This window comes from Roseibium sp. JB4-4 (assembly GCF_055693425.1).
This window is the reverse complement of the sequence record NZ_CM146333.1, coordinates 1130099-1154670: the sequence shown is the minus strand read 5'-3', so window position 1 is coordinate 1154670 and position 24572 is coordinate 1130099. Positions and strand designations below refer to the sequence as shown.

The 24572-nt window shown below is 55.1% G+C and carries 23 protein-coding genes and 1 tRNA gene; 9 read left to right on the top strand and 15 right to left on the bottom strand.

The window, feature by feature from the left end; genetic code table 11:
- Positions 1–34: 34 nt before the first annotated feature.
- The 6 genes from ACZ1HV_RS05285 to ACZ1HV_RS05260 all read right to left on the bottom strand — a co-directional run bounded on the left by ACZ1HV_RS05285 (position 35) and on the right by ACZ1HV_RS05260 (position 6091).
- On the bottom strand, positions 35–847 hold the full coding sequence (locus ACZ1HV_RS05285) for a hypothetical protein (protein ID WP_472717527.1): 813 nt from the start codon (positions 845–847) through the stop codon (positions 35–37).
- Positions 848–1150: 303 nt separating this feature from the next.
- Positions 1151–1227 (bottom strand) — tRNA-Pro (locus ACZ1HV_RS05280).
- Positions 1228–1316: 89 nt separating this feature from the next.
- The gene (locus ACZ1HV_RS05275; protein ID WP_472718401.1) at positions 1317–2567 is read right to left on the bottom strand and encodes an O-antigen ligase family protein; all 1251 of its coding nucleotides are present in this window, start codon (positions 2565–2567) and stop codon (positions 1317–1319) included.
- A gap of 5 nt (positions 2568–2572) precedes the next feature.
- Positions 2573–4198 carry an undecaprenyl-phosphate glucose phosphotransferase gene (locus tag ACZ1HV_RS05270; RefSeq protein WP_472717526.1) on the bottom strand — a complete coding sequence of 542 codons (1626 nt, stop codon included), beginning with the start codon at positions 4196–4198 and terminating at the stop codon, positions 2573–2575.
- The gene (locus tag ACZ1HV_RS05265) at positions 4195–5427 is read right to left on the bottom strand and encodes a glycosyltransferase family 4 protein (protein ID WP_472717525.1); all 1233 of its coding nucleotides are present in this window, start codon (positions 5425–5427) and stop codon (positions 4195–4197) included. Before ACZ1HV_RS05265 ends, ACZ1HV_RS05270 begins: the two co-directional genes overlap by 4 nt.
- Positions 5428–5533: 106 nt before the next feature.
- Positions 5534–6091 carry a polysaccharide biosynthesis/export family protein gene (locus ACZ1HV_RS05260; RefSeq protein ID WP_173006068.1) on the bottom strand — a complete coding sequence of 186 codons (558 nt, stop codon included), beginning with the start codon at positions 6089–6091 and terminating at the stop codon, positions 5534–5536.
- 195 nt (positions 6092–6286) lie between these two features.
- Between ACZ1HV_RS05260 and ACZ1HV_RS05255 the strand changes: the two genes are divergently transcribed.
- Positions 6287–7540 carry a GumC family protein gene (locus ACZ1HV_RS05255; RefSeq protein WP_472717524.1) on the top strand — a complete coding sequence of 418 codons (1254 nt, stop codon included), beginning with the start codon at positions 6287–6289 and terminating at the stop codon, positions 7538–7540.
- On the top strand, positions 7527–8777 hold the full coding sequence (locus ACZ1HV_RS05250; RefSeq protein ID WP_472717523.1) for a hypothetical protein: 1251 nt from the start codon (positions 7527–7529) through the stop codon (positions 8775–8777). Before ACZ1HV_RS05255 ends, ACZ1HV_RS05250 begins: the two co-directional genes overlap by 14 nt.
- Before the next feature lie 26 nt (positions 8778–8803).
- Here the strand turns inward: ACZ1HV_RS05250 and ACZ1HV_RS05245 are convergent, their stop codons facing one another.
- A complete protein-coding gene (locus ACZ1HV_RS05245) occupies positions 8804–9973 on the bottom strand; it encodes a GNAT family N-acetyltransferase (protein ID WP_472717522.1) in 1170 nt (389 codons plus the stop codon).
- 192 nt (positions 9974–10165) lie between these two features.
- On the opposite strand from ACZ1HV_RS05245, the gene ACZ1HV_RS05240 reads away from it, so the two are divergent.
- Positions 10166–11266: a polysaccharide deacetylase family protein gene (locus ACZ1HV_RS05240; RefSeq protein ID WP_298814786.1), complete on the top strand. Its 1101-nt coding sequence runs from the start codon at positions 10166–10168 to the stop codon at positions 11264–11266.
- On the opposite strand, the gene ACZ1HV_RS05235 is transcribed toward ACZ1HV_RS05240, so the two are convergent.
- Positions 11226–11441 (bottom strand): DUF2842 domain-containing protein, encoded by a 216-nt coding sequence (locus ACZ1HV_RS05235; RefSeq protein ID WP_298814783.1) that lies wholly within the window; start codon positions 11439–11441, stop codon positions 11226–11228. The genes ACZ1HV_RS05240 and ACZ1HV_RS05235 overlap by 41 nt on opposite strands.
- Before the next feature lie 345 nt (positions 11442–11786).
- On the opposite strand from ACZ1HV_RS05235, the gene ACZ1HV_RS05230 reads away from it, so the two are divergent.
- From ACZ1HV_RS05230 to ACZ1HV_RS05220, 3 genes are all read left to right on the top strand, one after another.
- Positions 11787–13136 (top strand): hypothetical protein, encoded by a 1350-nt coding sequence (locus ACZ1HV_RS05230; RefSeq protein ID WP_472717521.1) that lies wholly within the window; start codon positions 11787–11789, stop codon positions 13134–13136.
- 207 nt (positions 13137–13343) lie between these two features.
- Entirely contained in the window at positions 13344–14450 is a 1107-nt protein-coding gene (locus ACZ1HV_RS05225) for a COX15/CtaA family protein (RefSeq protein ID WP_298982424.1), read from the top strand.
- A 155-nt stretch (positions 14451–14605) separates the two neighbouring features.
- Positions 14606–14974 (top strand): dihydrofolate reductase family protein, encoded by a 369-nt coding sequence (locus ACZ1HV_RS05220; protein WP_472717520.1) that lies wholly within the window; start codon positions 14606–14608, stop codon positions 14972–14974.
- 217 nt (positions 14975–15191) lie between these two features.
- Here ACZ1HV_RS05220 and ACZ1HV_RS05215 read toward each other — a convergent pair whose 3' ends face one another.
- The 4 genes from ACZ1HV_RS05215 to ACZ1HV_RS05200 form a co-directional block, all read right to left on the bottom strand.
- Positions 15192–16472, bottom strand: a complete 1281-nt coding sequence (locus ACZ1HV_RS05215; protein ID WP_298814771.1) for an O-acetylhomoserine aminocarboxypropyltransferase — start codon at positions 16470–16472, stop codon at positions 15192–15194.
- Between the two features lie 130 nt (positions 16473–16602).
- Positions 16603–16728: a hypothetical protein gene (locus tag ACZ1HV_RS05210; RefSeq protein ID WP_472717519.1), complete on the bottom strand. Its 126-nt coding sequence runs from the start codon at positions 16726–16728 to the stop codon at positions 16603–16605.
- A gap of 134 nt (positions 16729–16862) precedes the next feature.
- Positions 16863–17066, bottom strand: coding sequence for a hypothetical protein (locus ACZ1HV_RS05205; RefSeq protein ID WP_472717518.1), 204 nt, complete (start codon positions 17064–17066; stop codon positions 16863–16865).
- Positions 17067–17177: 111 nt separating this feature from the next.
- Positions 17178–17708 carry a CoA-binding protein gene (locus tag ACZ1HV_RS05200; RefSeq protein WP_298982420.1) on the bottom strand — a complete coding sequence of 177 codons (531 nt, stop codon included), beginning with the start codon at positions 17706–17708 and terminating at the stop codon, positions 17178–17180.
- Positions 17709–17887: 179 nt separating this feature from the next.
- Here ACZ1HV_RS05200 and ACZ1HV_RS05195 point away from each other — a divergent pair, with 179 nt between their 5' ends.
- Positions 17888–18763, top strand: a complete 876-nt coding sequence (locus ACZ1HV_RS05195) for an AraC family transcriptional regulator (RefSeq protein ID WP_472717517.1) — start codon at positions 17888–17890, stop codon at positions 18761–18763.
- Positions 18764–18780: 17 nt separating this feature from the next.
- Here the strand turns inward: ACZ1HV_RS05195 and ACZ1HV_RS05190 are convergent, their stop codons facing one another.
- Positions 18781–19215: a DUF3052 family protein gene (locus ACZ1HV_RS05190; protein ID WP_298958591.1), complete on the bottom strand. Its 435-nt coding sequence runs from the start codon at positions 19213–19215 to the stop codon at positions 18781–18783.
- 33 nt (positions 19216–19248) lie between these two features.
- A complete protein-coding gene (locus ACZ1HV_RS05185; RefSeq protein ID WP_472717516.1) occupies positions 19249–20070 on the bottom strand; it encodes an enoyl-CoA hydratase in 822 nt (273 codons plus the stop codon).
- Positions 20071–20080: 10 nt separating this feature from the next.
- Between ACZ1HV_RS05185 and ACZ1HV_RS05180 the strand changes: the two genes are divergently transcribed.
- Both ACZ1HV_RS05180 and ACZ1HV_RS05175 read left to right on the top strand, forming a co-directional pair.
- The gene (locus ACZ1HV_RS05180; RefSeq protein ID WP_472717515.1) at positions 20081–21109 is read left to right on the top strand and encodes a DUF1194 domain-containing protein; all 1029 of its coding nucleotides are present in this window, start codon (positions 20081–20083) and stop codon (positions 21107–21109) included.
- 159 nt (positions 21110–21268) lie between these two features.
- A complete protein-coding gene (locus tag ACZ1HV_RS05175) occupies positions 21269–22390 on the top strand; it encodes a thioesterase domain-containing protein (RefSeq protein WP_472717514.1) in 1122 nt (373 codons plus the stop codon).
- 24 nt (positions 22391–22414) lie between these two features.
- Here ACZ1HV_RS05175 and ACZ1HV_RS05170 read toward each other — a convergent pair whose 3' ends face one another.
- Positions 22415–24448 (bottom strand): ASKHA domain-containing protein, encoded by a 2034-nt coding sequence (locus tag ACZ1HV_RS05170; RefSeq protein WP_472717513.1) that lies wholly within the window; start codon positions 24446–24448, stop codon positions 22415–22417.
- Positions 24449–24572: the final 124 nt, after the last annotated feature.

Here is a 24572-nt window from a genome sequence, read left to right as displayed (position 1 = left end):
AAATGCGGGACAAAATTGCTAACACCGACGTAATTTAAGGCGCGTTCCATGTCGATAGATCCAATTTGCCATTGGCAGAAATGAATTTCGCGCTTCTTGCTCTGACCACGTCAAAACCAGGGATGCTTTGGCCTTCTTCTTGCGTTGGGTTGGGGCCCTGGTAGATTACGCCCGCAAGCGTCCATGACCTAAGGCCAGAGCTCTCAATCACAGAGAGCATTGGACCGCCACTAATGCCGCCAAAGTCGTATCCCTCCGGAGGCAACCCGCGCCCCACAACGTCGATCCACCGGCTGCGGTCAAACAAGGTACAAATATCCGTATCGCTGATGGTGTCGGCTATACCTGCCATTGATATTGAGCCGAATGACACTTCGGTAGCGGACCGCACCAGAGTTTCGTGTCCAGAAAATCCAGCAAAATAGATCCCTTTACGGCTTTCAGGGCGGGGCGGGGGCCAAGTCTTTTGCGAGCCTGTCAAAACGGTCTTAGAAAGTGCAGTAATTTCGGCTTCTGAAACCCGAAACGTTGCAATATCAACTTCGAGATTTCGATCAATTACCGCATGCTGTCGACCAAGCTCTAGTTTGAGATCGTGCCCAAGCTGAACACCTATAACATTGTGGTCTTTCTGGTCATGCTCAAGTCCCGCAATTACATGCTCCGCCGTTACAGCAAAAGCCCCTTTTCCAGCATTGAGAAAGAATGCTGTGCCGTTGCGGACCCGAATATGGTCGTTTGGTTCCCGGATTATCCAGTACAAAGGCGCACAAATTGACGTCACAAACTCAAGTTCAGCGCGACCCAATCCGGACGCCACAATACTCCGTGCTTCGCTCTCGTCCATTCGGGATCCGTACTTGCAAAATGGTGAGGGTGGCTCTTCCGAGATAATAGGAACATTGTCCAGTGAACGCTACTCCCAAGGCCCGGTTTGGGCTCTGAACGGTCTTTCGCTGTGGAATGTGCCAAGGTCCGCAAAGGGCCGAAAGCGCATTTGGTTCACCCTCAAACTGGATGCAAAGTGAAGTTGCGCGAAATGCCAAATGAAGTTGCGCGCTACACCACGATCCAAATCTAAGCGTCAATCATCGGCCTTTCGCTCGGCAACCGAGCCAAAGGTCTCAACATCATCCATGTCTTTGAAAAATGGTCGGGCAGGCCGGATTTGAACCGACGACCCCTTCACCCCCAGTGAAGTGCGCTACCAGGCTGCGCTACTGCCCGAACGGACCCTACCTAGCTTGTTCGCCTTGCAAGCGCAAGCAGCTTGTTGCGCTCGTCCTGTGAGATTTTTGAAACCGGTCAAGGGGACTTTATGCAGCTGCCAGTCTTTGTCTGCGTGCGCGCTTTTGCTCGATCTTGTCCGTCGCAATCATGCCCCAGGCAAGGCCATAGAGCATGTACATGTGGCGCCAGTGATCGGTGTCGATAATCACCGACAGGATCAGGTGCGCCACGAAGACCGCAAAGACACATTGGGTGAACGCTGTCCAGGGACGGGACTTGAACAGGAGCGGCACCAGGGCACAGACCGTCCAGAGCGCCATCGCGATATAGACGAACCCGCCGAGCCAGCCATAGGTGGTGAAACCTTTCAGGTAGACGTTGTGTTCGTCTTCTGGAAAGTACTTGTTGAACTCCAGCGGACCGAGGCCGAGCGGGTATTCCATCACCATCTGGAAACCGAGCGCGTAACGCGCAAAGCGTCCGAGGCGGGCTCCGTCATATTCCTGAACGAGTCGCGCGCGCTGGGAAAACATGTCTGACACGGTGTCGATGGAAAGGGCTGCGGCAAGCAGACCGGCACAGGCCAGAATGCCGGCAAAGCCGAGGAACACCAGGCGCGCGCGCCGGCGGTTGCTCTGCTCCGTTACGAGCGCAAGGAAATAGACCACCAGAACGGCTGCCACCAGAACGCCCCAGGCACCGCGTGAGAAGCTGAGAAAGATGCCGAGCAGGAGGATGGCAAGCGGCAACAACAGTGCAAAGTTCCTGATGACGGACTCGCGCAACAGCTTCTGGATGATCAGCATGGTCGGCAGCACCAGAAACGGTCCGAAGACGTTCGGGTCCTGAAACGTGCCGCGTGCCCGGCTGTAAAGCGTGAAATACTCAGCGCCCGGAAACAGGTTGAAATAGCCGGCAATCCCGATCATCGCCACAAAGACCGCGCTGATCGTGTAACCGCTCTGAATGACGCGAAACCGGTCCGGTTCATCGGCAAGAATGGCTGCATAGAAGATCGCGGTTATCGCCAGGAAGCCCGAGACGGCGATATACATCACCGCATCGCCGAACTCCTGCGCCATCGGGATCGAGGCGACACCACCGGCGACATAAAGCATCATGCAGATGATCAGAGGGCCGAATTCCGGGCGCAGCTTCAGTCCGAATGCCAGCCAGATGACCGACAACAGCACCATGTAGAGTTCGTAAGGGGCCGGTTCCTCAATAACGAAACCTGACAGGAAAGCTGCAAGCCACAGTGCCGCATTTCCCAGGCTTTTAGCCGGGAGGCCGACAGACGCGCGCACCAGAGGTGAGCCGCCATGTGTGCCAGCCATGACGCTCAATAGGCATTCTCCGTGTTGAGCAGGCGGAACGGTGTCAGAAACAGGATCTGCAGATCGAAAAGCAGGGACCAGTTTTCAATATAGTAGACATCGCACTCGACACGGTTCTGAATTTTCTCCGGCGTGTCGACTTCACCACGCCAGCCGTTGATCTGTGCCCAGCCCGTGACGCCCGGCTTGACCTTGTGACGGGCGAAGTAGCCGTCGACGACGTCATCCCAGGTCTTGTTGTCCGTATGGGCGTTGACCGCATGCGGACGCGGACCGACCAGCGACAGGCTGCCCGCCAGAACGTTGAACAGCTGCGGCAGCTCGTCGATGGAGGTTTTTCTGATGAAGCGTCCGACACTGGTGACACGCGGATCGCCCTTGGTCACGACGGTCTTTGCATCGGGATCCTCCATGTCGGTGTACATCGACCGGAACTTCAGGACGTCGATGACCTCGTTATTGAAGCCGTACCGCTTCTGACGGAAAAGGACCGGTCCCTTGCTGTTGAGTTTGATCGCGATGGCCGCTGCTATCATCACCGGGAAGAGGGTGACGATGGCAAGTGTTGCAAACACCAGATCGAAGATCCGCTTGGCGACCATGTCCCAGTCGGCAATCGGCTTGGCGACAACATCCACAAAGGGAACCGTGCCGATAAAGGACGCTGCGCGATTGCGGAAACGGACCTTGTCCGTGTGGGCCGACAGGCGAATGTCGACGGGCAGAACCCAGAGTTTTCTGAGAAGTTCCAGCACGCGCTTTTCCGCGCGCAAGGGGATGCACACAATCAGCATGTCGATGCGGGCAAGCCGGGCAAATTCCACAAGCGCACTGATGTTGCCAAGCTTCTGATAGCCCGCCACCACCGGTGGCGAGCGATCATTTGACCTGTCATCGAAGATGCCGCAAATGCGGATATCGTTTCCCGGCTGGGCTTCAAGTTCGTGTATCAGCTCCGCGGCAGCCGTACCGCCTCCCACGATAATCGCCCGCCGTTCCAACCGGCCAGACGTCATCCAGCGGCGCACAAGTTGTGAGATGATGACGCGGGAAAGGCAGAGCCCTGTCAGTCCAAACACAAACCACGAGCCGATCCATGCCTCCGCCAGCCCAATGCCGACGCCGGTCGTGGAGCGCAGCAGAGCGAACATCGCAAAAACAAGGGTCCAGCCGGCAGCGACACGGCCAAGCTGTGAAAGGCCCTGGCGCATGACCTGGACCTGATAAACATCCGCAGCCTGAAAAAAAGCCAACGTAAAGAGCAGTGCAGCCGCGATCGCAAAAACGTTTTCAAGGCCGAAACCGGAAGGCTCCTGACCTGCAACTGCCGCGACCAAAGCCGAACCGGCGACCAGCAGAATGTCGGTGAGGCGCACAAACCCTGACAACACGGGCGCAGAAAGCCCCTTGCCACCAAGGCCTTGTGCAATTTCAGCTGCTTCCACGCTCAAGCTGGAGCCATTCCCGGACAGTTTCTGATTGTTGTCGGGGTCGGTGATGCCCTGAAGAGAATCCCGGAATTGCTTTTCCAGCCGGTCGTCCAGGTCGTCAGCACGCGAACCGGCCCCAGCCTTTGCAGCAAATGCCTTGGGCTCGATCGGCTCCGTCGGTTTTAGGGCGTGGCTGCTCATGATCTGTTGCTCGACCTCGCCAGCGCAGTTTGTGCACGCGCAACGCCGGAAAGACCGTTTGCCGGAGCAGCAACAGACTGATCAGCCGGTTTGATGCCTTTCAGCTCCTGGTAAAGCGTTGTGATGCGATCATTCATCAGCTCGGTCGAGAAAGTCTCGGCAAGACAGCTGCGAAGTTCCTTTGCTCCGCTTGCCATCTGCTCGGGGCTTTCAAGTGCCGATTCCATCGCAACGGTCAGCTTGCCAATGTGGCCCGGTTCAATCAGTCGATTGGAATATCTGCCGAAGATCTCCGGAATTCCGCCGACGCGAGTCGCAATCAGCGGGCGTTCCGCGGCAACAGTTTCCAAAATGATGTAAGGCATTGCCTCCGCCCGGGACGGGACAACCACATTTCGTGCAAGCTTGAATGCTTCGCGGGCGGGCAGGGCACCGTGGAACGTGACGGCACGCTCCAGGTCGAACCTTTTGACCATGTTGCGGTAGCGTTCTTCATCAGGGCCTTCGCCGACGATATGCGCACGTGGGGCATGACCGGTCCTCAAGCGAATATTGTGGAGCGCTTCAATGAAGAGATCCGGTCCCTTCAAATCACGCAGCATACCGATATAGAGGAAATCGGCAGCGCTCTCGTCAACGCTGACCGGTGCAAATTCGGCGGGCGTCAGACCGTTATAGACAATCCGGGACAACGCGCGCGGTTGACCGACCTTGCTCTCGTAAGCCGCAGCTTCGTAATCCGAGACAAAAACCAGGCCGTCAGTCAGACGTCCAAGCATGCCTTCAATTGTATGATAGACCCGGCCTTCTAACCGGTTCGGATCGTAGTGAAGGCTGCCGCCATGCGGACAGTAAACGCGGGACACCTTCTGACCGCGGAGCTTCAAGATGCTGCCGATCAGGCGCACATATGCGCCGCCCTTGGCGCCATGGCCGTGCAGGATATCCGGTTTCAGGTCCCGGATATGACGATAGAGCGATAGCGTTGCCGTGAGATCCTTAAAGGTCAGCTGACGCTGCATTGGAAAGCGAGCCAGGCCGAGAGCCAGCTTTGGTTCAAGCTCTTCCACGCCTCGGTTGTCGAAAGCGCTGCCCGTAGTGCTATCGCAAATTAAGCCGACATCGTGTCCCGCTTCCGCCTGGGCTGTTGCCAGATCGCGGATATGACGGAAGATCCCGCCGATAGGCGAGCGAACACAATGCACGATCCGCATGGGAGTCGTTGTCATGGTGCAGTTTCCCTGTTCTCGCCCCCGGGTTTCTTATTGAACCTGTGGAGCTCTGAAACTGCACACTAGCAAAGGGAGGTGAGTCCGCGGTTAACTTCGTGGATCTCTAGAAATAGCGTTCGCGGACGTAAATTGTGTCTCCAGGGCGGACAGGGTCCGAAATGGGCACACGTCCGTTTAGGATTTCACCGTTGATCTGACGGGTGACATCGACGTTCGATTGCTGTGCCCTGGCAGAAAATCCACCGGCAGTGGCAATGGCATTTTGCACTGTCATGCCGGCCACATAGTTATACTGGCCTGCATTTTGCACCTCTCCCATCAAGAAGATCGGACGATAGGTGTCGATCTCCACGGAGACATCCGGGTCGCGGATAAAACCTTGCCGCAATTTGCCGGCAATCTCTGAGGCAAGCCCTTGCTGGGTCTTGCCGCGAGCCGCAACGCTTCCAACCAGTGGAAAGGAAATATATCCAGCTTGATCAACGACATAGGTATTGGACAGGTCATCCTGACCAAACACGATGATGCGCAGCCTGTCGCTTGAATCCAAGAGATAGGGCTGTGTCAGTGTTTCATGAAATGCTGTCGGCGGCTGCCTGTACCCGCTGCAAGCAGCAAGGCCCAGGCAGATGCCCAGGACAAGTAGCGCTCTCATTCGCATCAACGACTCTCCTACAATTCGGAGATAGCATCGCGTGTTATGGTTAATTGAGGGTGAAGAGAAAAAACACTCAAAGGAGGGATGAATGAATCCCCCGGAAAAAAATTAACAGCAGATCTGACCGGATTTGGGACAGTTTAACTGATCGCTTACCCTAATTCGACATAGTTTGCCGGAACCTTGGAGTTTCTAACGATGAATGCTGAGCGGCAGACCCTTCCTGACGACGACATGGCGCTGGACCTGGGCGGTCTATTGCGTGCCATTGGACGGTCACTGAGCTGGCTCTTGCCGCTGACACTGATCGTTGCCGCTGCGGTCTTCCTGGGACTTCAGTTCGTTGCGCCTAAATACAAAGGCGAGGCGCGGATCATTATTGAGAGCACGGACAACAATTTTCCGGGTGCCTCACGTGGTGTGGAAGAAGAAAGAGCTCTGCTTGACGCAGAAGGCGTCGCCAGCCAGGCGCAGCTTCTCATGTCCGCTGATCTGGCTCGCCGTGTCGCAAGCAAACTCAATCTGGCCGCAATACCTGAATTCGAAGCCCAACGGTCGGGCGGCCTGGTAAAAGGTCTCCTGTCGATGATTGGTCTGGGCAGCACCTCTGCCGGCAACAGCGAAGAGGAGAGGGTGCTCAAACACTATTATGAGAACCTGGACATCTATCGTCTCGACGGGTCACGTGTCATCGCCGTTGATTACACAGCTGAAAACCCGGTGCTCGCGGCAAAAGTAGCCAACACTATCGTCGATCAGTACCTCCTGCTTCAATCAAACGCAAAGCGCCAGACCACAGAACAGGCGTCAGCCGCGCTTGAGCCCCAGATCCTGGAGCTGCGCAAGGAAGTGCAGGCGGCAAGGCAGGCGGTTGCCGATTTCAGGGCACGCGCGGATCTGCTCATTGGTGCCGACAACATTCCGTTGAACCAGCAGCAGCTTGGCGAAACCAGCAGCGATTATTCCGCAGCCCAGGCTGTCAAGGCAGAATCGCAGGCCAAGGCAGATCTCATCCGTGAGCTTTTGAACTCAGGCGGGTCGCTCGAAACCGCCAGCGACGTTCTCAATTCTCCCCTGATCCAGCGTTTGCGTGAACGGCAGGTGGAAATTCAGTCCAATATCGCCGAGCTGTCCATCACTCTGTTGCCAAGCCACCCGCAGCTAAAGGCGCTTAAGTCGCAGCTGGGCGACTATGACAGGCAGATCATATCGGAAGCACGCAAGATCCTTCAGGGACTGGAAAACGATGCCAAGGTTGCAGAGCAGCAGGCCAAGGCACTGGAAACGCGTTTGGACAATCTGAAAACGGCTGCCGCAAAATCCAATGCGGATCAGGCCCGTCTGGCTGAACTGGAGCGCGAGGCCAATGCCAAGGCGATGCAGCTTGATCAACTGTTGCTAAGCTATCAGGAAGCGGATCTCGCGGTTGAGGGCACTGGTGCAGCCTGCTGACGCGAGGGTCATTTCCCAGGCGGCCATCCCGGTGGAGCCTGATTCTCCGAAAATCATGTCCAGCACGATTATCGCAACGCTTGTCACATTCATTCTTGGTTGCGCCTTTGTCCTGATGCGCGAGTTTTTGAGCGGCAATGCCCTATACCGCATGAACCAGGTCGACCCGGCATTTGCCGGTGCATCGCAGGATCAATCTGGCGAGCGCGTCGCTTATGCGTCACCGGAAACCGGCCGTTCGAGAAACATCGGTCCAGGACCAGACGACAGTTTGGGTTGGGAGCGAGGGTATAGCCAAACCATTTCCAACTATCGGATGGACACCGGTTTCCGTGAAGCTGAGCGACCCGGCGCACTCGGTGACAATGACGACCACACTGTAGCCGAGGCCAGAAAAGGCCGGTTCGAAGACACACTTGAAAAATCGACTCGGTCAGGCACCGAGCATGGGCGCAAGAAGCGCAGCCTGCGTGACCGCAACAGCTATGATCACGACGTTGCACCCGACTGGATCGGGAGCATGCGCGGCAAGGAGGCGAATGAAGTACCGGAACCGGTCACTGACGATGGCTCTGCGCGCGAGACAAAGACTGCTTTCGACGCGGCGAAGGGAGCGATGGCTGCCGCGGCGCTAGGGAAAAAGCGCCGCTTGAAAAACGAAGAAGACGACTTTCCGGCAACTTATGCCGACGAGGTTGAACCAAGTGGCCGCATTGTCGTTCTGAGTGTCGATGACGACGCTCTGTCTCACGACCTGGCGTTTGATCTCGTTCGCAAGGCCGCAGGCTCGAGCCGGTCCGCGTTGATTATGGAAGTCTTTCCGGAACAGTCCAATCCGAAGGCTGCTGAAGGCTTCGCCGATATTGTTGCAGGCCACGCGGCCTTCGCAAAGGTCGTCTACCGTGACGCAGGATCAAAGGCCCATATTATTGAAGCAGGGCGTGAAGCCATTACCGACGACATGGTCAACGCTGAGCGGTTCAAGCTTGCCTTGGAAGCGATTGATTCAACTTATGAAACCATCGTCGTCGATTTGGGCGCCATCGATGGGACCCTGGCCAGCGCCCGTATGTTGAGCTTTGCGGACAGGGTTCTGATTGCCGCCAGTGCGCCTGACCAGGGACATGAACTGCAAAGCGCGGCCAATCTCCTGGCGCACAATACCGGAGCAAAGGTGGAAGTGGTGATTGCAGGTGGCAAGGGACCCCGTCGTAACGGAGATGGCCACGCGGCTTGAAGATGAAGTCGTTCCAGCGGATTGTCCTATCCGCGACTGCTCACGCCGGCTTTCAATTTCCTTAGGCGCCGGACCAGAGGCCAGAGAACGTCCGAGTTACGGATGCCCGCTTTGATCTGCAGTCGGAACGCATCCTTCTTTTTCTGCAAGATCCCTTTCCAGGTAAACGCCATTGCAAGGTCTTTGAGCGGGACTGCCTTGGTCCAGGCTGTTTTGTATCGTTCCTCTCCGAGGCCGAGGTCGAGAACGTTTAATTGCTCAGAACCGCAGGCGTATTCGACGATTTCCTTGATCAGCACCAGGCCAGGGCTGTTCGGCAACATGTCGTCATGTGCAACGCTGTTGCTATAGGCGTAAAGCGTGCCGTCCTGTTCCACGCACAGATAGGTCGCGCGAATGGCGCCCCCGGTTTCCAGGAACCAGATATCCATCGACTTTGTGTGTTCACCCGAAACGGATGGTATCAATCCTAGGAGCCGCGCCAGAAACCCCTGAGCTTCGGGGCTTGAAAATGCATTGGGAATTCCGGCCTCTTCAGCCCGCTTTTCGCGCTGGTCCAAAAAAGCTTGGAAGGCATGATCCACCTCCTCAGGCTCGACAGCCCTTCCAACGCGATAGTCGCCGGTTGCCTGCAGGTGTCTTTGCTTGCGCAGCAGGTTCTTGCGTGATGACTTGCTGTGCGTTTCCCGAAAGAATGCGTCGAAGGCCTCAGGAAGATCCTGAACGAAGATGGGACTTGGACTTTGTGTCGCAGATGCGTTCAGCAAAGGGTGCGGCCGGCCGCGCCAGTGTTCAGGAATGTTCGATAGACTGACTACGTCCGCTCCAGTCTGGATCTGAACGTCTCGCATAATGTCCGCGATCTGTGTTCTGGTCACTTCGCTATAAAAGCTTGGATCCCATAGACCGGTGTTTTGGTTGCCATTTTGATGGCCAAGAAACGTAAGGGTGCTGGCAAGTCCTCTGCGCTCCAGCGCAAACGGCAGGATTGCGGCAGGCTTTCCCTCGACCTGGATCACGACGATGGCGGCCTTGATCTTGCGTTCTTTTCCAATGGTTTCAATCCATGATGAAAGCCATTCGGAAGACTGGTACGGGTTTCTACAATCTGCAGTTCTTAATTGTTGCCAGTATGGTAGCGCTTCGCTAAGGCTATTGAGAACGGTGAGGTGCCAAGGGCTGGAAGTTGAGGTCACAGACTTTTCCTCGACCTCATCAAAGATCGTTTGAACACGATTGTTACACTCGGATAAACCATTTTGAACGATCATGGGGCTTAGACCGTATCGCACGCTAGAAGATCAGATTAAGTCTCGATAGATTTAGCAATAATTGTTAAAGAAACGGTGCCTAATTGGCACCTTCTTCACAAATGGGCATCACGCCAGATGAAAGTTCGGCACAAGTCAGTTTCACGCGCTTTCCGGGTCCTGAAAGGGACCGGACTCGATCGCGTTCTGGCGCCGTTTACGCAAGGGTGTGGTGCAGTCTTCATGATGCACCACGTCAGGCCGGCCCGTACAAGCGCGTTTCAACCAAATCGTCATCTGGAGATCACCCCTGAGTTTCTGCGCCTGGCCGTGGAACGGATCAGGGCCAACGGGTACGAGATCATCGCGCTGGACGAGGCCGTCGATCTGTTGAAATCAGGATACGGCAATCATCGCTACGCCGTTCTGACATTTGATGATGGGTACAAGGACAATCTTGAGGTTGCCTATCCGATCCTGAAAGAGCTCGAAGCACCGTTTACTGTTTTCATCACCAGCGGCCTGATCGACCGGACATGCGAGTTATGGTGGCTGGCGCTGGAAAAGATCATTGCTGAAAACGATGAGGTGATTTTCACCCAGGCCGGTGAGGCCAGCGGTCTTCCCTGCGCAAGTCTAGATGACAAGATCGCCTGTTTCGACAAGATCGTTGATTACCTGACCCTGGAAATAGGTGAATACGACCAGCGGAAAATCATTCGTGCCCTTTCTGAGAAATACGGATTGGACCTTGCCGCGATGGCGGACGAACTGATGATGACGTGGGATCAGGTGCGAGAACTCTCTTCCGATCCATTGGTTTCGATCGGCGCTCACACACATGAACACTATGCGATGGCCCGGCTTGAGGCCTCTGTAGCTCGCGCTGATGTTCTCAAAGGTCTGGGGCGGCTTGAAGAAGAGCTTGGCCGGCGTCCAAAGCACTTTGCCTACCCTTATGGGAAGTCGCACGCTGTCAGTCTGCGGGACGCTGAAATCGTCAGGGAAATTGGCTTTGCCTCTTCTGTGACAACGTTGCCGGGGGTTCTTCAGTCCGCCAACGCACGCGACCCCATGATGCTGCCACGGGTGTCGCTCAACGGCCGGTTCCAGGATCCCGGTATCGTTGATCAGTATCTGACGGGAGCACCTTTCGCGCTTTACCGGGCAGCTCGGTGGGCTGCCTCTGGATTTGGGGTCAGGTCCGGCTTTTCCCGCCTTTTTCCATCCACCAGATAATTGCACCGGCCGGAACCACCCAGACCAGGCCGGCAATTGCAAAATAGATCAGTCGTACGATGGATGAGGCCCCCTGCAGTGTGATGTCACCTATCACCATCGCTGTGAGCGCATAAATCACTACGAACACGACCAGCAGCACCATGCCAACGAATTTTCTGAACGAGGGGACCATTTGCAAGGGTTTCCATTATCTTTCGATGGATTGTGATGGCTGTCACAGACACGCTCCGCGAGTGTCCCGTAAATCTTGCTTCATAACGGAAGACATCCGGCGCAGCTTATAGCCCGGATCTGCTTTTTGCGGCAAGCGGCCCGAACTGTTTGACCGGTTCGTTCGTCGCCAGATTGAGACATTTGAAATTTCTGACTTGGCGCAGGGTTATTTTTGGGCCCGAGCGAGCTGACCCGTATAACGTTTTCGAAGGGGCAGAAGCGCTTTCATGTGCGTGGAAGAGCGTTGGTCATTTGATTTTGGCCTTGCGACCCGGATCAAGTCATCAACGGCAAGGTGTTTGACATGATCAATTCTTCAATAGGCATTACAGGTTCTGTCGGGCGATGGGGAAAAAACGACCAACTCGATGTCGTCGCGGTGCAAACGCGGCTGAATGAACTCATGGGTGGTTCGCGCACAAACCTTGTTCCTGATGGTATCAGCGGAAGGAAGACGCGCGGAATGATCGCTGACTTTCAGATCAGCGTGGTCGGATTCCGGCATCCTGATTCCCGTGTTGATCCAGCAGGGCGCACAATAATTGCTATGAATGATCCGAATTCGGCGTCGGTGTGGCAAAGGATGAGCATTCCCGATCTGCCGGACGACAACGGCCCGTCAGGTGGTGGATCATCGGAAAAGCCGAAAGAGGAGCCAAAACCGGCAACGCGCCCGACAATGGTACCGCGTGCGTTGACTGACAAGGAAATTGCCGCGACCAAGCCTGGTGGGTTTTTAAGGTTCGCAGATGCGGCCTCGCCGGGTGGGTTTGCCACCGTCAAGGCTGGCGAAACTTGGCTTGCGCCTGAAGGCAAACGCCTGATCATCCATGCCATCGAGTATGAAACGCGGGAAGGCGGCAAACTCAAACCCAACGGCATCATCACCTACCAGCAGATCACATCCGACATTGCAACGGCAAAAGAGGGGGTGATCTATCGGCAAAACAGGGAGGGCTTTGTCACAGATATTCTTTACGCAGGGATTGCGCATGCGGGGAAGAAACTAAAGTCCACGCAAGTCCTGATCGAGATGGAAATGGAGTTTTTGCTTGCGGTCGCTTCTGCCAATCCGTTCGTCTTTGCCGCCGATACCGGGCTCAAGGTTGCCGAGTGGACAGCCAAGAACAAAGACAACTTTCCCAAATGGGCAAAGGCCGTCAGCCTTGTTCTTGCTGCGCGAAAGACGCTGAAAACGTATGCTCCGACCCTGTGGGACAAGATCGTGGACGCTGCCCTTTTTGCGGCATGGAAAGGAACAAAGGCAGCTGTTGCCATGTTCGGAGAAGATGTGGCTCGCAATATTCCGGAGGCGATGGCAGGGGACACCAAAAAGATCACCAAACTTGCAGGATCTCTTTTGGGCTCCATCGGCAAGAGCGGCTTCAACGCGCGCATGACGGCACTTCGTCTGGTTTGGACCATTTTGTCGAGTGTTGTCATGAAGGCACTGACTTCTGTTCCGGCGGCGGTAAAAATCACGGCGACCGAAAAGAAAAAGGCTGCTCTGGATCTGGTCTCGTCCCTCAAGAAAGCAGGAGTTGCCCTCACTGAAGGTGATGCTGCGACAATCGTCGAAGAGGTGGTTAAGAACGCCGATGAGGTGAACGGCGCAATCAAGAAGCTCAAAGCGGGCTACGATGCCATTCGCTAGAGGCTGGTGGGCCTTTCGGCAGGCGTGAATAGCTCTGAATTGCGGTGGGTTCGAAGCGCGCGTCCCGGTTGCGCGTCAGGCCTGAACCGCACGATATGTCATTGGAATTGGCACAAAGTGTCTCAGGCTCCTTGCCGACATGCTGCAGCCCCTATATTTCGGCATCCAAGGGATTTATTGGAAACGTGACAGGGCCGGGGCTGGTTTATGAACGTCATCGCAGACAGCGCTAAGGAAAGCACAGGTCAATTGATTCCAGCCAGAAGACAAAGGATCCAGCAAAGCCGGGCGATGATCCGCTGGTGGCTCTATATGGTGTGCGCTTTGATCCTGGCGATGGTTGTTGTCGGCGGGGCAACCCGTCTTACGGAATCGGGCCTGTCCATCACCGAGTGGAAGCCCATTCATGGCGTCATTCCGCCTTTGAGTGAAGCTGAATGGGAAGAAGAGTTGGAAAAATACCGACAGATTCCCGAGTATCAGCTCATCAACAAGGGAATGAGCCTGGAAGAATTCAAGTTCATCTTCTGGTGGGAATGGGGACACCGGCTGTTGGGCCGGTTCATTGGGGTTGCCTTCTTCGTCCCAATGGTTGCGTTCTGGGCAGCGGGAAGGATTGAACCGTGGCTGAAGCCGAGGCTCCTGTTGGGACTTGCTCTGGGCGGATTGCAGGGTTTTGTCGGCTGGTGGATGGTGGCTTCGGGTCTGGTTGAGCGTGTTGATGTCAGTCAGTACAGGCTGGCAGTGCACTTGACGTTGGCCTTGATAATCTTTGCCTATCTATTCCGGATTGCGCGACGTTTGACCCCACTTTCGGAGCCAACCGAAACAGAAACGGCGCGACTATCAGGACTGAGTAAACTCGTATTTGCATTTGTTTTCCTGCAAATATTCCTGGGTGGTTTGGTTGCCGGCCTGAATGCCGGGCTGACATTCAACACCTGGCCACTCATGGACGGTCAGGTGATCCCGAAGGGGCTTTTCGTTATGGACCCGATCTGGCTCAACTTTTTTGAGAATGTCATGACGGTCCAGTTCCAGCACCGGATTACCGCTTATATTCTGGTGTTTATCGGCCTGGCGCTAACGGTCGCTACCTTCCGTGTCAGCAGCCGTCCAGCGTTGCGCCGGGCTGGCGCACATGTCGGCGGTTTCATTTTGCTTCAGGCAATCTTCGGGATCTTGACGCTGATGTGGCATGTTCCGCTTTCAATTGCATTGGTTCACCAAGGGTTTGCAGTGATTGTCCTGGCGGCTGCCGTGGATCACTTGGCCCTGTTGAAGGGGCCTTACCCGTTGCAAATCAAGGCCTAGTCTGCAAAGAGTGGATCTTCGGCGCTGACGGTTCGACAATCATTTGCAGCGCAATCCGCTCTCGCCCATCAAAGAGGAGTGCTCCGACAGTGATCAAGTAAAGGCCAACTGAAAAATCGCCTTCGGGCCAATTGGACTTACTTGCGGAGCACATCATGCAACCCATCATCTATGACGTGGCTGTCTCAGTTGACGGCTTTATTGCCGGTGCGGACGACGACATCACGAAATTTGCCCATGAGGGCCCCGTTGTTGAGGACTATTTTGAGCGCCTCAGCACATACGCCATCGCAGTCATGGGACGGAACACCTACGAATTTGGCTACCGATTTGGGCTTGAGCCGGGAGCCAACCCGTATCAGAACATGAGGACCTATGTTTTTTCCCGTTCGCTGGAGCTTCCGGAAGAAAGTGACGTGGAAGTGGTTGGAATAGACGAACTCCCAAAGATCAAAGAGCTGAAGGCGAAGGCAGCGGGGCCAATTTACCTTTGCGGGGAGGGGAGTTCGCAGGCCACCTCCTGAGCAATCGCCTGATTGACACCCTTCGTTTGAAGCGAGCCCCGATCCTTCTGGGCAGGGGCGTCAAGCTGTTTGGTGGCGTTGGTGACGGTTGCGAGATGGTCAACACAACAACGCGCACCTACGATGGGGGCTATATGTTTCAGGAGTTTCAAGTCCAACCCTAGACAGAAGAAAGCCCGCCAAATCGGCGGGCTTTTTAATGATCCGGTTGGGAAGTCTACCCCGAAAGGGCTTGGTCCAGATCGGCGATGATGTCATTGACGTCTTCCAGTCCCACAGAAATGCGAACCACATCGGGTCCGGCCCCTGCTGCGACTTTCTGATCGTCGGAGAGCTGACGGTGCGTTGTCGAAGCCGGGTGGATGATCAGGCTGCGTGTATCGCCAATATTGGCCAGGTGCGAGAAAAGCTCCACCTTGGATACGAGATTGACGCCCGCATCATAGCCGCCCTCAACGCCGAAGGTGAACACGGCACCGGCGCCTTTGGGCAGATATTTCTGCTGCAAAGAGTGGTGCGTGTCTTCGGGCAAGGCGGCATAGGACACCCAACTGACCTTATCGTGACCCGACAGATGAAGAGCAACCTTCTTGGCGTTGTCGCAGTGTCGCTGCATGCGCAGCGGCAACGTTTCGATGCCAGTCAGGATCATGAACGCGTTGAACGGCGAAATCGCAGGGCCGAGATCACGCAGGCCAAGGACGCGGCAAGCGATGGCAAAAGCGAAGTTGCCGAACGTCTCGTGCAGCACGATGCCCTGGTATTCCGGTCGAGGCTGCGAGAGCAATGGATAGTTACCACTGGCAGACCAATCAAAGCTGCCGCCATCCACGATAATGCCGCCCATGGAGTTGCCGTGACCGCCCATAAACTTGGTCAGGGAGTGCAGCACAATATCTGCACCGTGCTCGATCGGGCGGCAGAGATAGGGACTAGCCATTGTATTGTCGACGACAAGCGGAATGCCTTTGGCCTTTGCAAGGGCCGCAATGGCTTCGATATCAACGACGATACCTCCCGGATTGGCCAGGCTTTCGATGAAGATCGCCCGGGTCCGATCGTCAATTGCCGCTTCGAACGAGTTGATGTCTGCAGGATCGGCCCACTTTACACCCCAGCCGAAGCTTTTGAAGGAGTGGTTGAGCTGATTGATGGAACCGCCATAAAGCTTGTTGGCCGCAACGATATTGTCGCCGGGCTGCATCAGCGAGTGAAAGCACAGAAGCTGAGCGGAGTGGCCGGATGCTGTTGCCAGGGCGGCAGTACCGCCTTCAAGAGCAGCAACACGTTCCTCAAGCACAGCAGTGGTCGGATTGGTGATGCGCGTATAGATGTTGCCGAAGGCCTGCAAACCGAACAGGGAGGCCGCATGGTCAACATCGTCGAATACAAAAGATGTTGTCTGGTAAATTGGTGTTGCCCTGGCACCGCTCGATGGATCAGGCGCAGCGCCGGCATGGATGGCAAGCGTGGAAAAGCCCGGAATGTTTTCGCTCATTAATTAACCTCCCTTTTGGATTGGCGGCCAGTTTGACCGAAGGCCTCGGGCAGGTCAAAGCAGGATTTTCCGATTTCCGGACGGGAGTAAAAATTGAAGTTCCGAAAACGCGATCAAGGCGCAAAACGGACTACTGATTGGAGATATCGTCTCCCTGGTTCAGTCTCATTAGAAAATAGACACCGAGCACCAGGGCGATCGCCAGAATGGGCAGGCACAGTGCCAAGAGGACCGTGTCACTTACCAAGGGAAACATGAGCACCTCCTGTGCTTATGAATTGCGGACCTGCAACCACGAGTGTTGACCCGCCAATATGGACAAACAGGAAAATTTGTTCTTTGCATTTGTGCAAAGATCAAGGAAACATCGCGTCAAACAAGCCTAAATCTTTAAGCGCGTTTGGTTTGCGATGAACGCCTTTCCGACCCTTTGACCTGCCGATGGAACCCATTTTCGGTCCAGCTTTCGTCGCGGTTGGCGAAAGGTGACCCAGGTTTTGCGCGGTTTGAGATCACAAACAAAACGAATGACACCAGGCCGGCCATCGCCATCAAAACCAGTTCAAACGCCGTAAATAGGGTCGGTTCCTGCATTCTGTCCCCTCTTCGAACATGTTTCCGGACTTGATGTCCGGTTGAAAGGGTTTGGTCGACAAGACGTCATCCAAACCAGTTACATGCAGTGTCGAAGCTGGCAGCATTTTTCTAACCGTCTTTGTCCCCGGACAGTCCTCGGTGCTGGAACCCGGATTTCAGGGAAGGGCGTTTCGAAGACAAAGTCCTTGAGTTGACGCCCGCCCAACCGATCTCACCGGACAACCGACCATATTCGATCTTGGGACAGCGGTTCATAACCACCTTTATTCCGGCATCTTCGGCTCGTTTTGCGGCCTCATCATGGCGAACCGTCAATTGCATCCAGATTACTTTCGGCAACTTCTGGTTCGAAATGACCTGGTCGACAATTTGTCCCGCGGCTTCTGAATTTCTGAAAATGTCGATCATATCGGGAATGGCCGGCAGATCTTCCAGCGACGCATATACTTTCTGGCCAAGAATTTCCTTTCCAGCCTGACCGGGGTTGATGGGCCAAACGTCATAACCTTTTGAAAGCAGATACTTGAGTACAAAAAAGGACGGACGAACTGAGTTCGCGCTTGCGCCGACCATGGCAACAGTTCTGACCTCATCCAGGATGCCTTTGATGTAGGCATCGGAATATCCGTCGTGATTCATCGTCAAAGTATCCCTTTTCTATATCGCGCCATCCAATGCGAAACCGGGGGATGCTGCAAGGGCGACAGAGTGCACATAAGGTCAAATTTTCGAAAAAGCGCACGCGCGGTCAGGCAGCTCGGTTCGAAGCAGTCTAGACAAGGTGAGCCAAAGACAAGGTACAGGCTTGGGAAACTTGGATGAAGGCAATCAAAAAGCGTTTTGAGGACACGTTGAAGGAGATCGATACAACACTCGATAGGCCCTTGAATATTGCTGTATTGGCGGCCAATGCAGCCTATTCCAAGTTCCACTTTCAGCGGTTGTTCTCTGCGTTTTTCGGTATGGGAGTTGTCGATTATCAGCGCCTTATGCGGTTTCGGCGCGCCGGTATTCAACTCGCGTTCCGACTTGAGACACCTATCACCGAGGTTGCCTTCAACACCCATTACGAAAACCTGGAGAGCTTTTCCCGCGCCTTCAAGCGCGTCTTCGGTCAGAGCCCGAGCGCGTTTCGAAAGTCGCCCGATTGGTCGAGCTGGCAAAGTGTCTATCAACCGATGTTGGATTTGAAAGGAGAATTCATGTCGAGCGTTGAACTCAGTGCCGAACAGGTGCGCATCATAGCCTTTGAAGAAACACTGGTCGCAGTTCTGGAGCACCGTGGACCGCCTGCGCAAGTTCCTGCGTCCGTTCGAAAATTTGTTGCCTGGCGCAAGGATTTTGGTACGCCACCTTCAAGGAGTGCGACCTATAACCTTTGTTACGATGATCCAAAGACAACGCCAGCCGAGGCCTTTCGATTCGGCATTTGCTGCCAGGTCGACAAGCCAGTTGAGAAAAACACTTTTGGGGTCGAAACCGGTCGTATTCCCGGTGGGCGCTGTGCGGTTTTCCGGCACAAGGGTCCGCTGGAAAACGCTGACAACGCAATCCGCGAACTCTATGGGAAGTGGCTTCCGTCTAGCGGCGAAGACCTTCGGGACTTTCCACTTTTTGTCGAACGGGTCAGCTTTTTTCCGGACGTGGCCGAGCACGAGGCAATCACGGATATTTATTTGCCGCTTCAGCAGTGATGTAGACTCTCAAGCATTCAGGAGAGGTTTTCTGCCTGTTGAGCGCGCAGTTCCTTTCGGATAACCAACTTTAATCCCGACCAGGTTGCATCTACGGCGCAGACCTTTACGTCGACAAGGCCGATTGGCAAGCAGATATCACGAATGACGTCTTCGGTGACGGTTGTCGGCACCTTGCTGGCTTTTTTGGGCCAGGAGATCCAGATCATGCCGTCAGGAGCCAGACTTTCTCTGAGCTGTGAAAGTTGAGTTTCCAGATCCTCGCGCTCGGTTATGAAGACATGGGCACATTCCAGACCCGGTTCAGCGCTTGTGAGCAGCATCAGGGCTGGCTCCTGCACCGTCAGTAGCTCGGCGATTTCCTGTGGCATTCCCTGTCGCCAGCAAGTCATCCCGGGTTTCAGTCCGAGCTTTGCCGCAAGGGGGCGGCCGGAATAGCCAGCTTGTGTCATGGTCATTCCCAGTTCACTGAAACACCGGTCACCTTAAGTGTCGGTCCACTCAGGTTTGCGCTTTTGCAGAAAGGCTGAAATCCCTTCCTCGGCATCCTTGGCCATCATGTTTTCCACCATGGTCTCGGCGGCAAAGTCGTATGCCTCGGCAAGCGGCATTTCCAGCTGACGGTAGAAGGCCTCTTTCCCGATCTTGAGAGTTTTTGCTGACTTGGATGCAATGACTTCGGCGTATTTCTGGACGACCTGCTCCAGATAGTCACCAGGAACGATGCGGTTGATCAGACCGAAGTCCTTGGCGGTCGATGCGTCTATGCTTTCTCCGGTCAAAAGCATTTCCATTGCCTGTTTCGGAGCCACATTTCTCGACAGGGCAACCATTGGTGTAGAGCAGAATAGACCGATATTGACACCCGGTGTGCAGAAGGTTGCCGTATCCGTTGCAATCGCAAGATCACACGATGCAACCAGCTGACATCCGGCTGCCGTCGCAACGCCTGTCACCACAGCTATCACGGGCTTCGGGTGCCGGACGATCTGCTGCATCAGGTCCGAACACTGCCGCATGATTGCCTGGTAAGTTTCTTTTCCTCCGTCGCTTTCGGCCCGCGCGGCGGTCAGTTCCTTCAAATCGTGACCGGCACAGAACACCTTGCCTTCCGCACCCAGCAGAATGACACGCGCATTCGGATCGGTTTCTGCCTTTGTCAGTTCATTCGACAGCGCGCTCATCATCTCTCGTGAAAGCGCATTCATGCGTTCCGGACGTTGCATAACGATGCGGTAAACGCCTTCGTGAAGAAGCGTGGAAAGCAAGGGCTTTTGGGCGTCGTCATTCGCTGCGGCTTCGGACATGGGGCACTCCGTGAACAGATCCTTTGTTGGTCTTATACCTGATCCGATCCTGGCTTCCATAGCAGTGTGTTCGATTGGAACACCCTGTAAAGTTTCCGATCACAGATCCTTTATCAGGCCTTTGAAGCGGGCAGCTGACGGGTTGCGCCGGATCAGTTATCCTTGCTTGATGTGGAAGATTGCCCCATTCCGGTCCTGGACCGGCGCATTGCTGGGACTTCTTGCCCTTCTTGCTCCTGCTGCAGGGCAGGAAAAAGTCGATGTTGCGCTTGTTTTGGCGGTCGACGTCTCCCGCTCCATGTCACCGGAAGAACTTGACATTCAGCGCAAAGGCTACGCCGCGGCAATCTCAAGCCCTGAGGTCGTCCGCGCGATCGAGCTGGGTGCGCACGGTCGGATTGCACTGATGATGTTCGAATGGGCCAACGAAAACCACGCCCGCGAGATCGTCGGCTGGTCTGTTATCGAAACTCAGGAAGACGCGTTGGTTTTCGCCGACAAGGTTCTGAAGGACAGATCATTCGGACAACGCCGTACGTCCATATCGGGCGCTATCCGGCATGCAGCCGCCATACTTGCCGAGGTGCCTTTCGAAACGGATCGCAAAGTCATCGATATTTCAGGTGATGGACCGAATAATCAGGGGTTGCCGGTGACGCCTGTGAGAGATGCCGCACTGGAGGAGGGGCTTGTTATCAACGGGCTTCCATTGATGACCAAGGGCGGCATTGGATTTCAGTTCAATATTCCTGACCTAGATGAATACTATCGCCGGTGCGTGACCGGTGGCCCGGCGAGTTTTGTGATCCCTGTAATCGAGTGGGCTCAATTTCCAGATGCGGTGCGCCGCAAGCTGATCCTGGAAATCGGTGGACGGGTGCCGGCTGAAGTGCCGAAGGTCCTCAAGGCGCAAATCCGCTTTGGGGAGCCCTATGATTGTCTGATTGGTGAGAAAATCTGGCGGCGGCTGCGCCAACAGTATTTTGGGATCCGTGAAGACCGGTTTCTACACGAACACGGCGAAATACTTCACAATTGATGCGCTGAGACTTGGCTTCATTATTCGCAAGTCGCTGGCTGGCAGTTCTTGCTTTCCATTTGTTTACCATAACGGAAACTCGACCCTCATTTCTAGCGAGGGTTGTGCTATGTAGGCATAAAAGGGGTCTGGCAGGTCGTTTTGGTTTTAGGGGGAAGGGTGTCGCTCGACATCGAAAAAATATTGACCAGAGAAGCGTCCAATGTGCTTGGGCGCATTGTCATGTCTGGCGAAGACCTCAATGATCATTTCAACATCAACAAAGTTCTGAAATTCATTCAAGGTGTCTACAAGAGCACCGGCATAGAACTCGACGTGAATTGTTTTTATGTCTGGCCGAACATTCAGTCTCTCGCCGAGGCCATTCGGCAAAGGCAGTACCAGGACATTCCAAAACTGATTTTGCTCAAGGAAGGGGACGAAAGCTTGCCGCTTTTTGTCTTCGCCGGAGGGGCAAGCTGCTTTCTTGAATTAAAAAATATCCTGGCGGGCCTCGATTTCAGAGGTGCTGTCTATGGTGTCCGCCAGACTCAATTCGGAAGGCATCATCTGGAGCCTGCGATTGTTGCAGACGAAGTTGAGGCCTGCCGTCACATCATTGAACAAAGGTTAAAAGACGTGCCGGTGCGGTTACTCGGCTATTCGTTTGGCGGCGTTGTTGCTCTTGAGCTTGCCCGGAAGCTGAGGGCTGCGGGTTCGGAAGTCTGTTTTCTGGGATTGATCGACACGCATCAAAGCGAACATGCGTGGCCACTCAGGGTCTGGGCTCGCGTAGTCGGCAAGAGAATTCTCAGCCGTCTGGGAAAAATCAAGGCCGCTATGACGACAGGTCAGTGCAAAACGGGTCTGACCGTTTCCAAATCGGTGTCATTGCCCAGAAAAGTCCTGGCGCGGCGGCTGAGCCCCATACTTTTCAGGTTTTACAGGCCCACATCTCTCAAGTATCCGGAAATGGCTCCGGAGTGGGTCTACGGGCACACACCAAGATACGAAAACGCTGGAAAGCAATTGCTGCGTATGCGCGGTCTTTATCAGCCAAGAGCCTATGGTGAGCATCTCGTCTTCTACAGGGCAAGTGGCCTTAAGCCGCAAAGCTGCGATCCATGGGATACTTGGCATCGGTTTTTGCCGAAGGCAGAGTGGTCGAGCGTACGGGGCAATCATCTGAGTGCAGTTGCTGGCAAAAACGGCTTAGCTATTGGCAAGGACGTTGCCGATCGCCTGAACATGACGATGACGGAGGCACCAGCCTGGGACCTCCGTTTGGCAGGCGCGGGATAGTCAGGTTCCAACACTCGTTGCCGGTTATCCTCTCCGACGGCGCCTGCGCCGCTCACCGGTGCCGGTATCTGGAGATGATGTTTGCTGACGCGCCGGCAGTTCGACGGCAGCGCGCAGGTTCGGGAAGGGATCTGCCTTGTTCGGCAATGCCATTGCGTTGACGAAATGCTCCTGAAACTTCGGTTCAAGCGCTGTTTCGATTTTTTCGATATCACGCACTGTCTGTTCGATTTCCCGGCGGAAACCACGATTGAGCAATGCCATGCGTGCCCCAGTGCCTGCGGCATTGCCGACGCCGGTCACACCTTCAAGGGGGCAATCGGGTATCAGTCCGAGGACCATCGCATATTTGGGATCGATGTAGCTGCCGAAAGCACCGGCCAGACGAATACGGTCAAGCTGATAGGTGCCGAGTTTGTCCTGCAACAACTTCACTCCGGCATATAGAGCACCCTTGGCAAGCTGTATTGCGCGAATGTCGGTCTGCAGGATTGAGATCTCCACCCCGTCTTCGGCGATCGAATAGGAAAAGGTTCGGCCTTGTGACCGGATGCGTGGTGTTCGTGTGGCCATATTGCCGTTGATGACACCGTCTTCCGTGATCAGCCCGGCAAGGAACATTTCCGCGACGGCCTCGATGATGCCCGACCCGCAAATTCCTGTGACACCGACGCTGTCGATTTTCTCAGCAAACCCTTCCTCGTCCGACCACTCGTCGACGCCAATGACCTTGAAGCGGGGTTCCAGCGTCTGCTTGTCGATCCGAATGCGCTCGATCGCGCCGGGAGCTGCGCGCTGTCCAGAAGAGATTTCTGCACCTTCAAAGGCCGGTCCTGTCGGGGAGGAGGCTGCAAGCAGTCGATCCTTGTTACCAAGAACGATTTCCGCATTGGTTCCAACGTCAACCAGCAAAGTGATTTCGTCGTGTGAATATGGGCTTTCAGACAAGGTTGCTGCCGCTGCATCAGCGCCAACGTGCCCGGCTATACATGGCAGCATGTAGACACGTGCTCCTGGATTGAGCTCCAGGTTCAGATCACGCGCAACCAGATTCATTGCATCGGAGGCGGCAAGTGCGAACGGTGCGCCACCAAGTTCCACGGGATCAATGCCGAGAAACAGATGATGCATCACCGGGTTGCCGACAAAGGTCGCATCGAGCACGTCTGAGCGTTCAGCGCCGACATCGCCGACAAGTTTACCGACAAGGGCATTGATTGCCTCCCGAACCGCCTTGGTCAGGTCGGGAAGTTTGGCCGGGTTCATCTGCACATAGGACACCCGGGACATCAGATCCTCACCGAACCGGATTTGCGGGTTCGATGTGCCGGCCGAAGCGACCGTTCGACCGTTTTGCAGGTTGCACAAATGTGCCGCAATGGTCGTGGAACCGATGTCGACCGCAAGTCCGTAGACGGCTTTCTTTTCTCCCGGCCAAAGCGCAATCAGCGTTGGCAACGATCCTGGATCCTGGTGAATGGCGGCTGTCACGTTCCAGCCTGCCTTGCGCAACAGAACCTGAACGCCGGGAAGCAGGGCGGGATCAAAGACGAGGTCTGCAAGACCAGTTACGGCGACCAGTGCTTCGCGAAGGCGGTCGATGTCACCTCGTGGTGTTTCCATGTCCGGTTCGTCAATGGAAACACTCACCAGCGAAATTGCGCTATCTGCCTCGATCTGCTTGGCTTCCGCGCGTTTCCGGACCACCTGACGGTTGGTTTGCGCGTCGGTCGGGATATCAATCACCAGGTCCCCGAGAATTTTCGCCTGGCAGGAAAGACGGCGATCTTCGGGCAGTTTGCGCAAGGTTGCATAGCGTGTTTCGGCCTCGGTCGCACCTTCCAGGTGGTTTGCCGAGCTTATGACGTTTTCCTTGGCGAATTTCCCCTCGGACACAGCAACCTGGCACCGTCCGCATATGCCACGTCCGCCGCAAACCGATTCCACATAGACGCCAAGTGAGCGAGCGGCATCAAGCAGTGGGGTGCCAACGGGAAAGGTGCCACGTCGCCCACTGGGTTGAAAAACAACTTTGGCGTTCTGGGGTGTGTCGGTCATGGCTTTGGTTCAGTCACCATATGGATTTTTCAATTTTCGACAAAAGCTTGTTCTATCCGTTGACCGCGGGAGAAGGAATGCACATTGGCAACAACAAACCTCCTGTGGGGTCTGGAGAGACCAG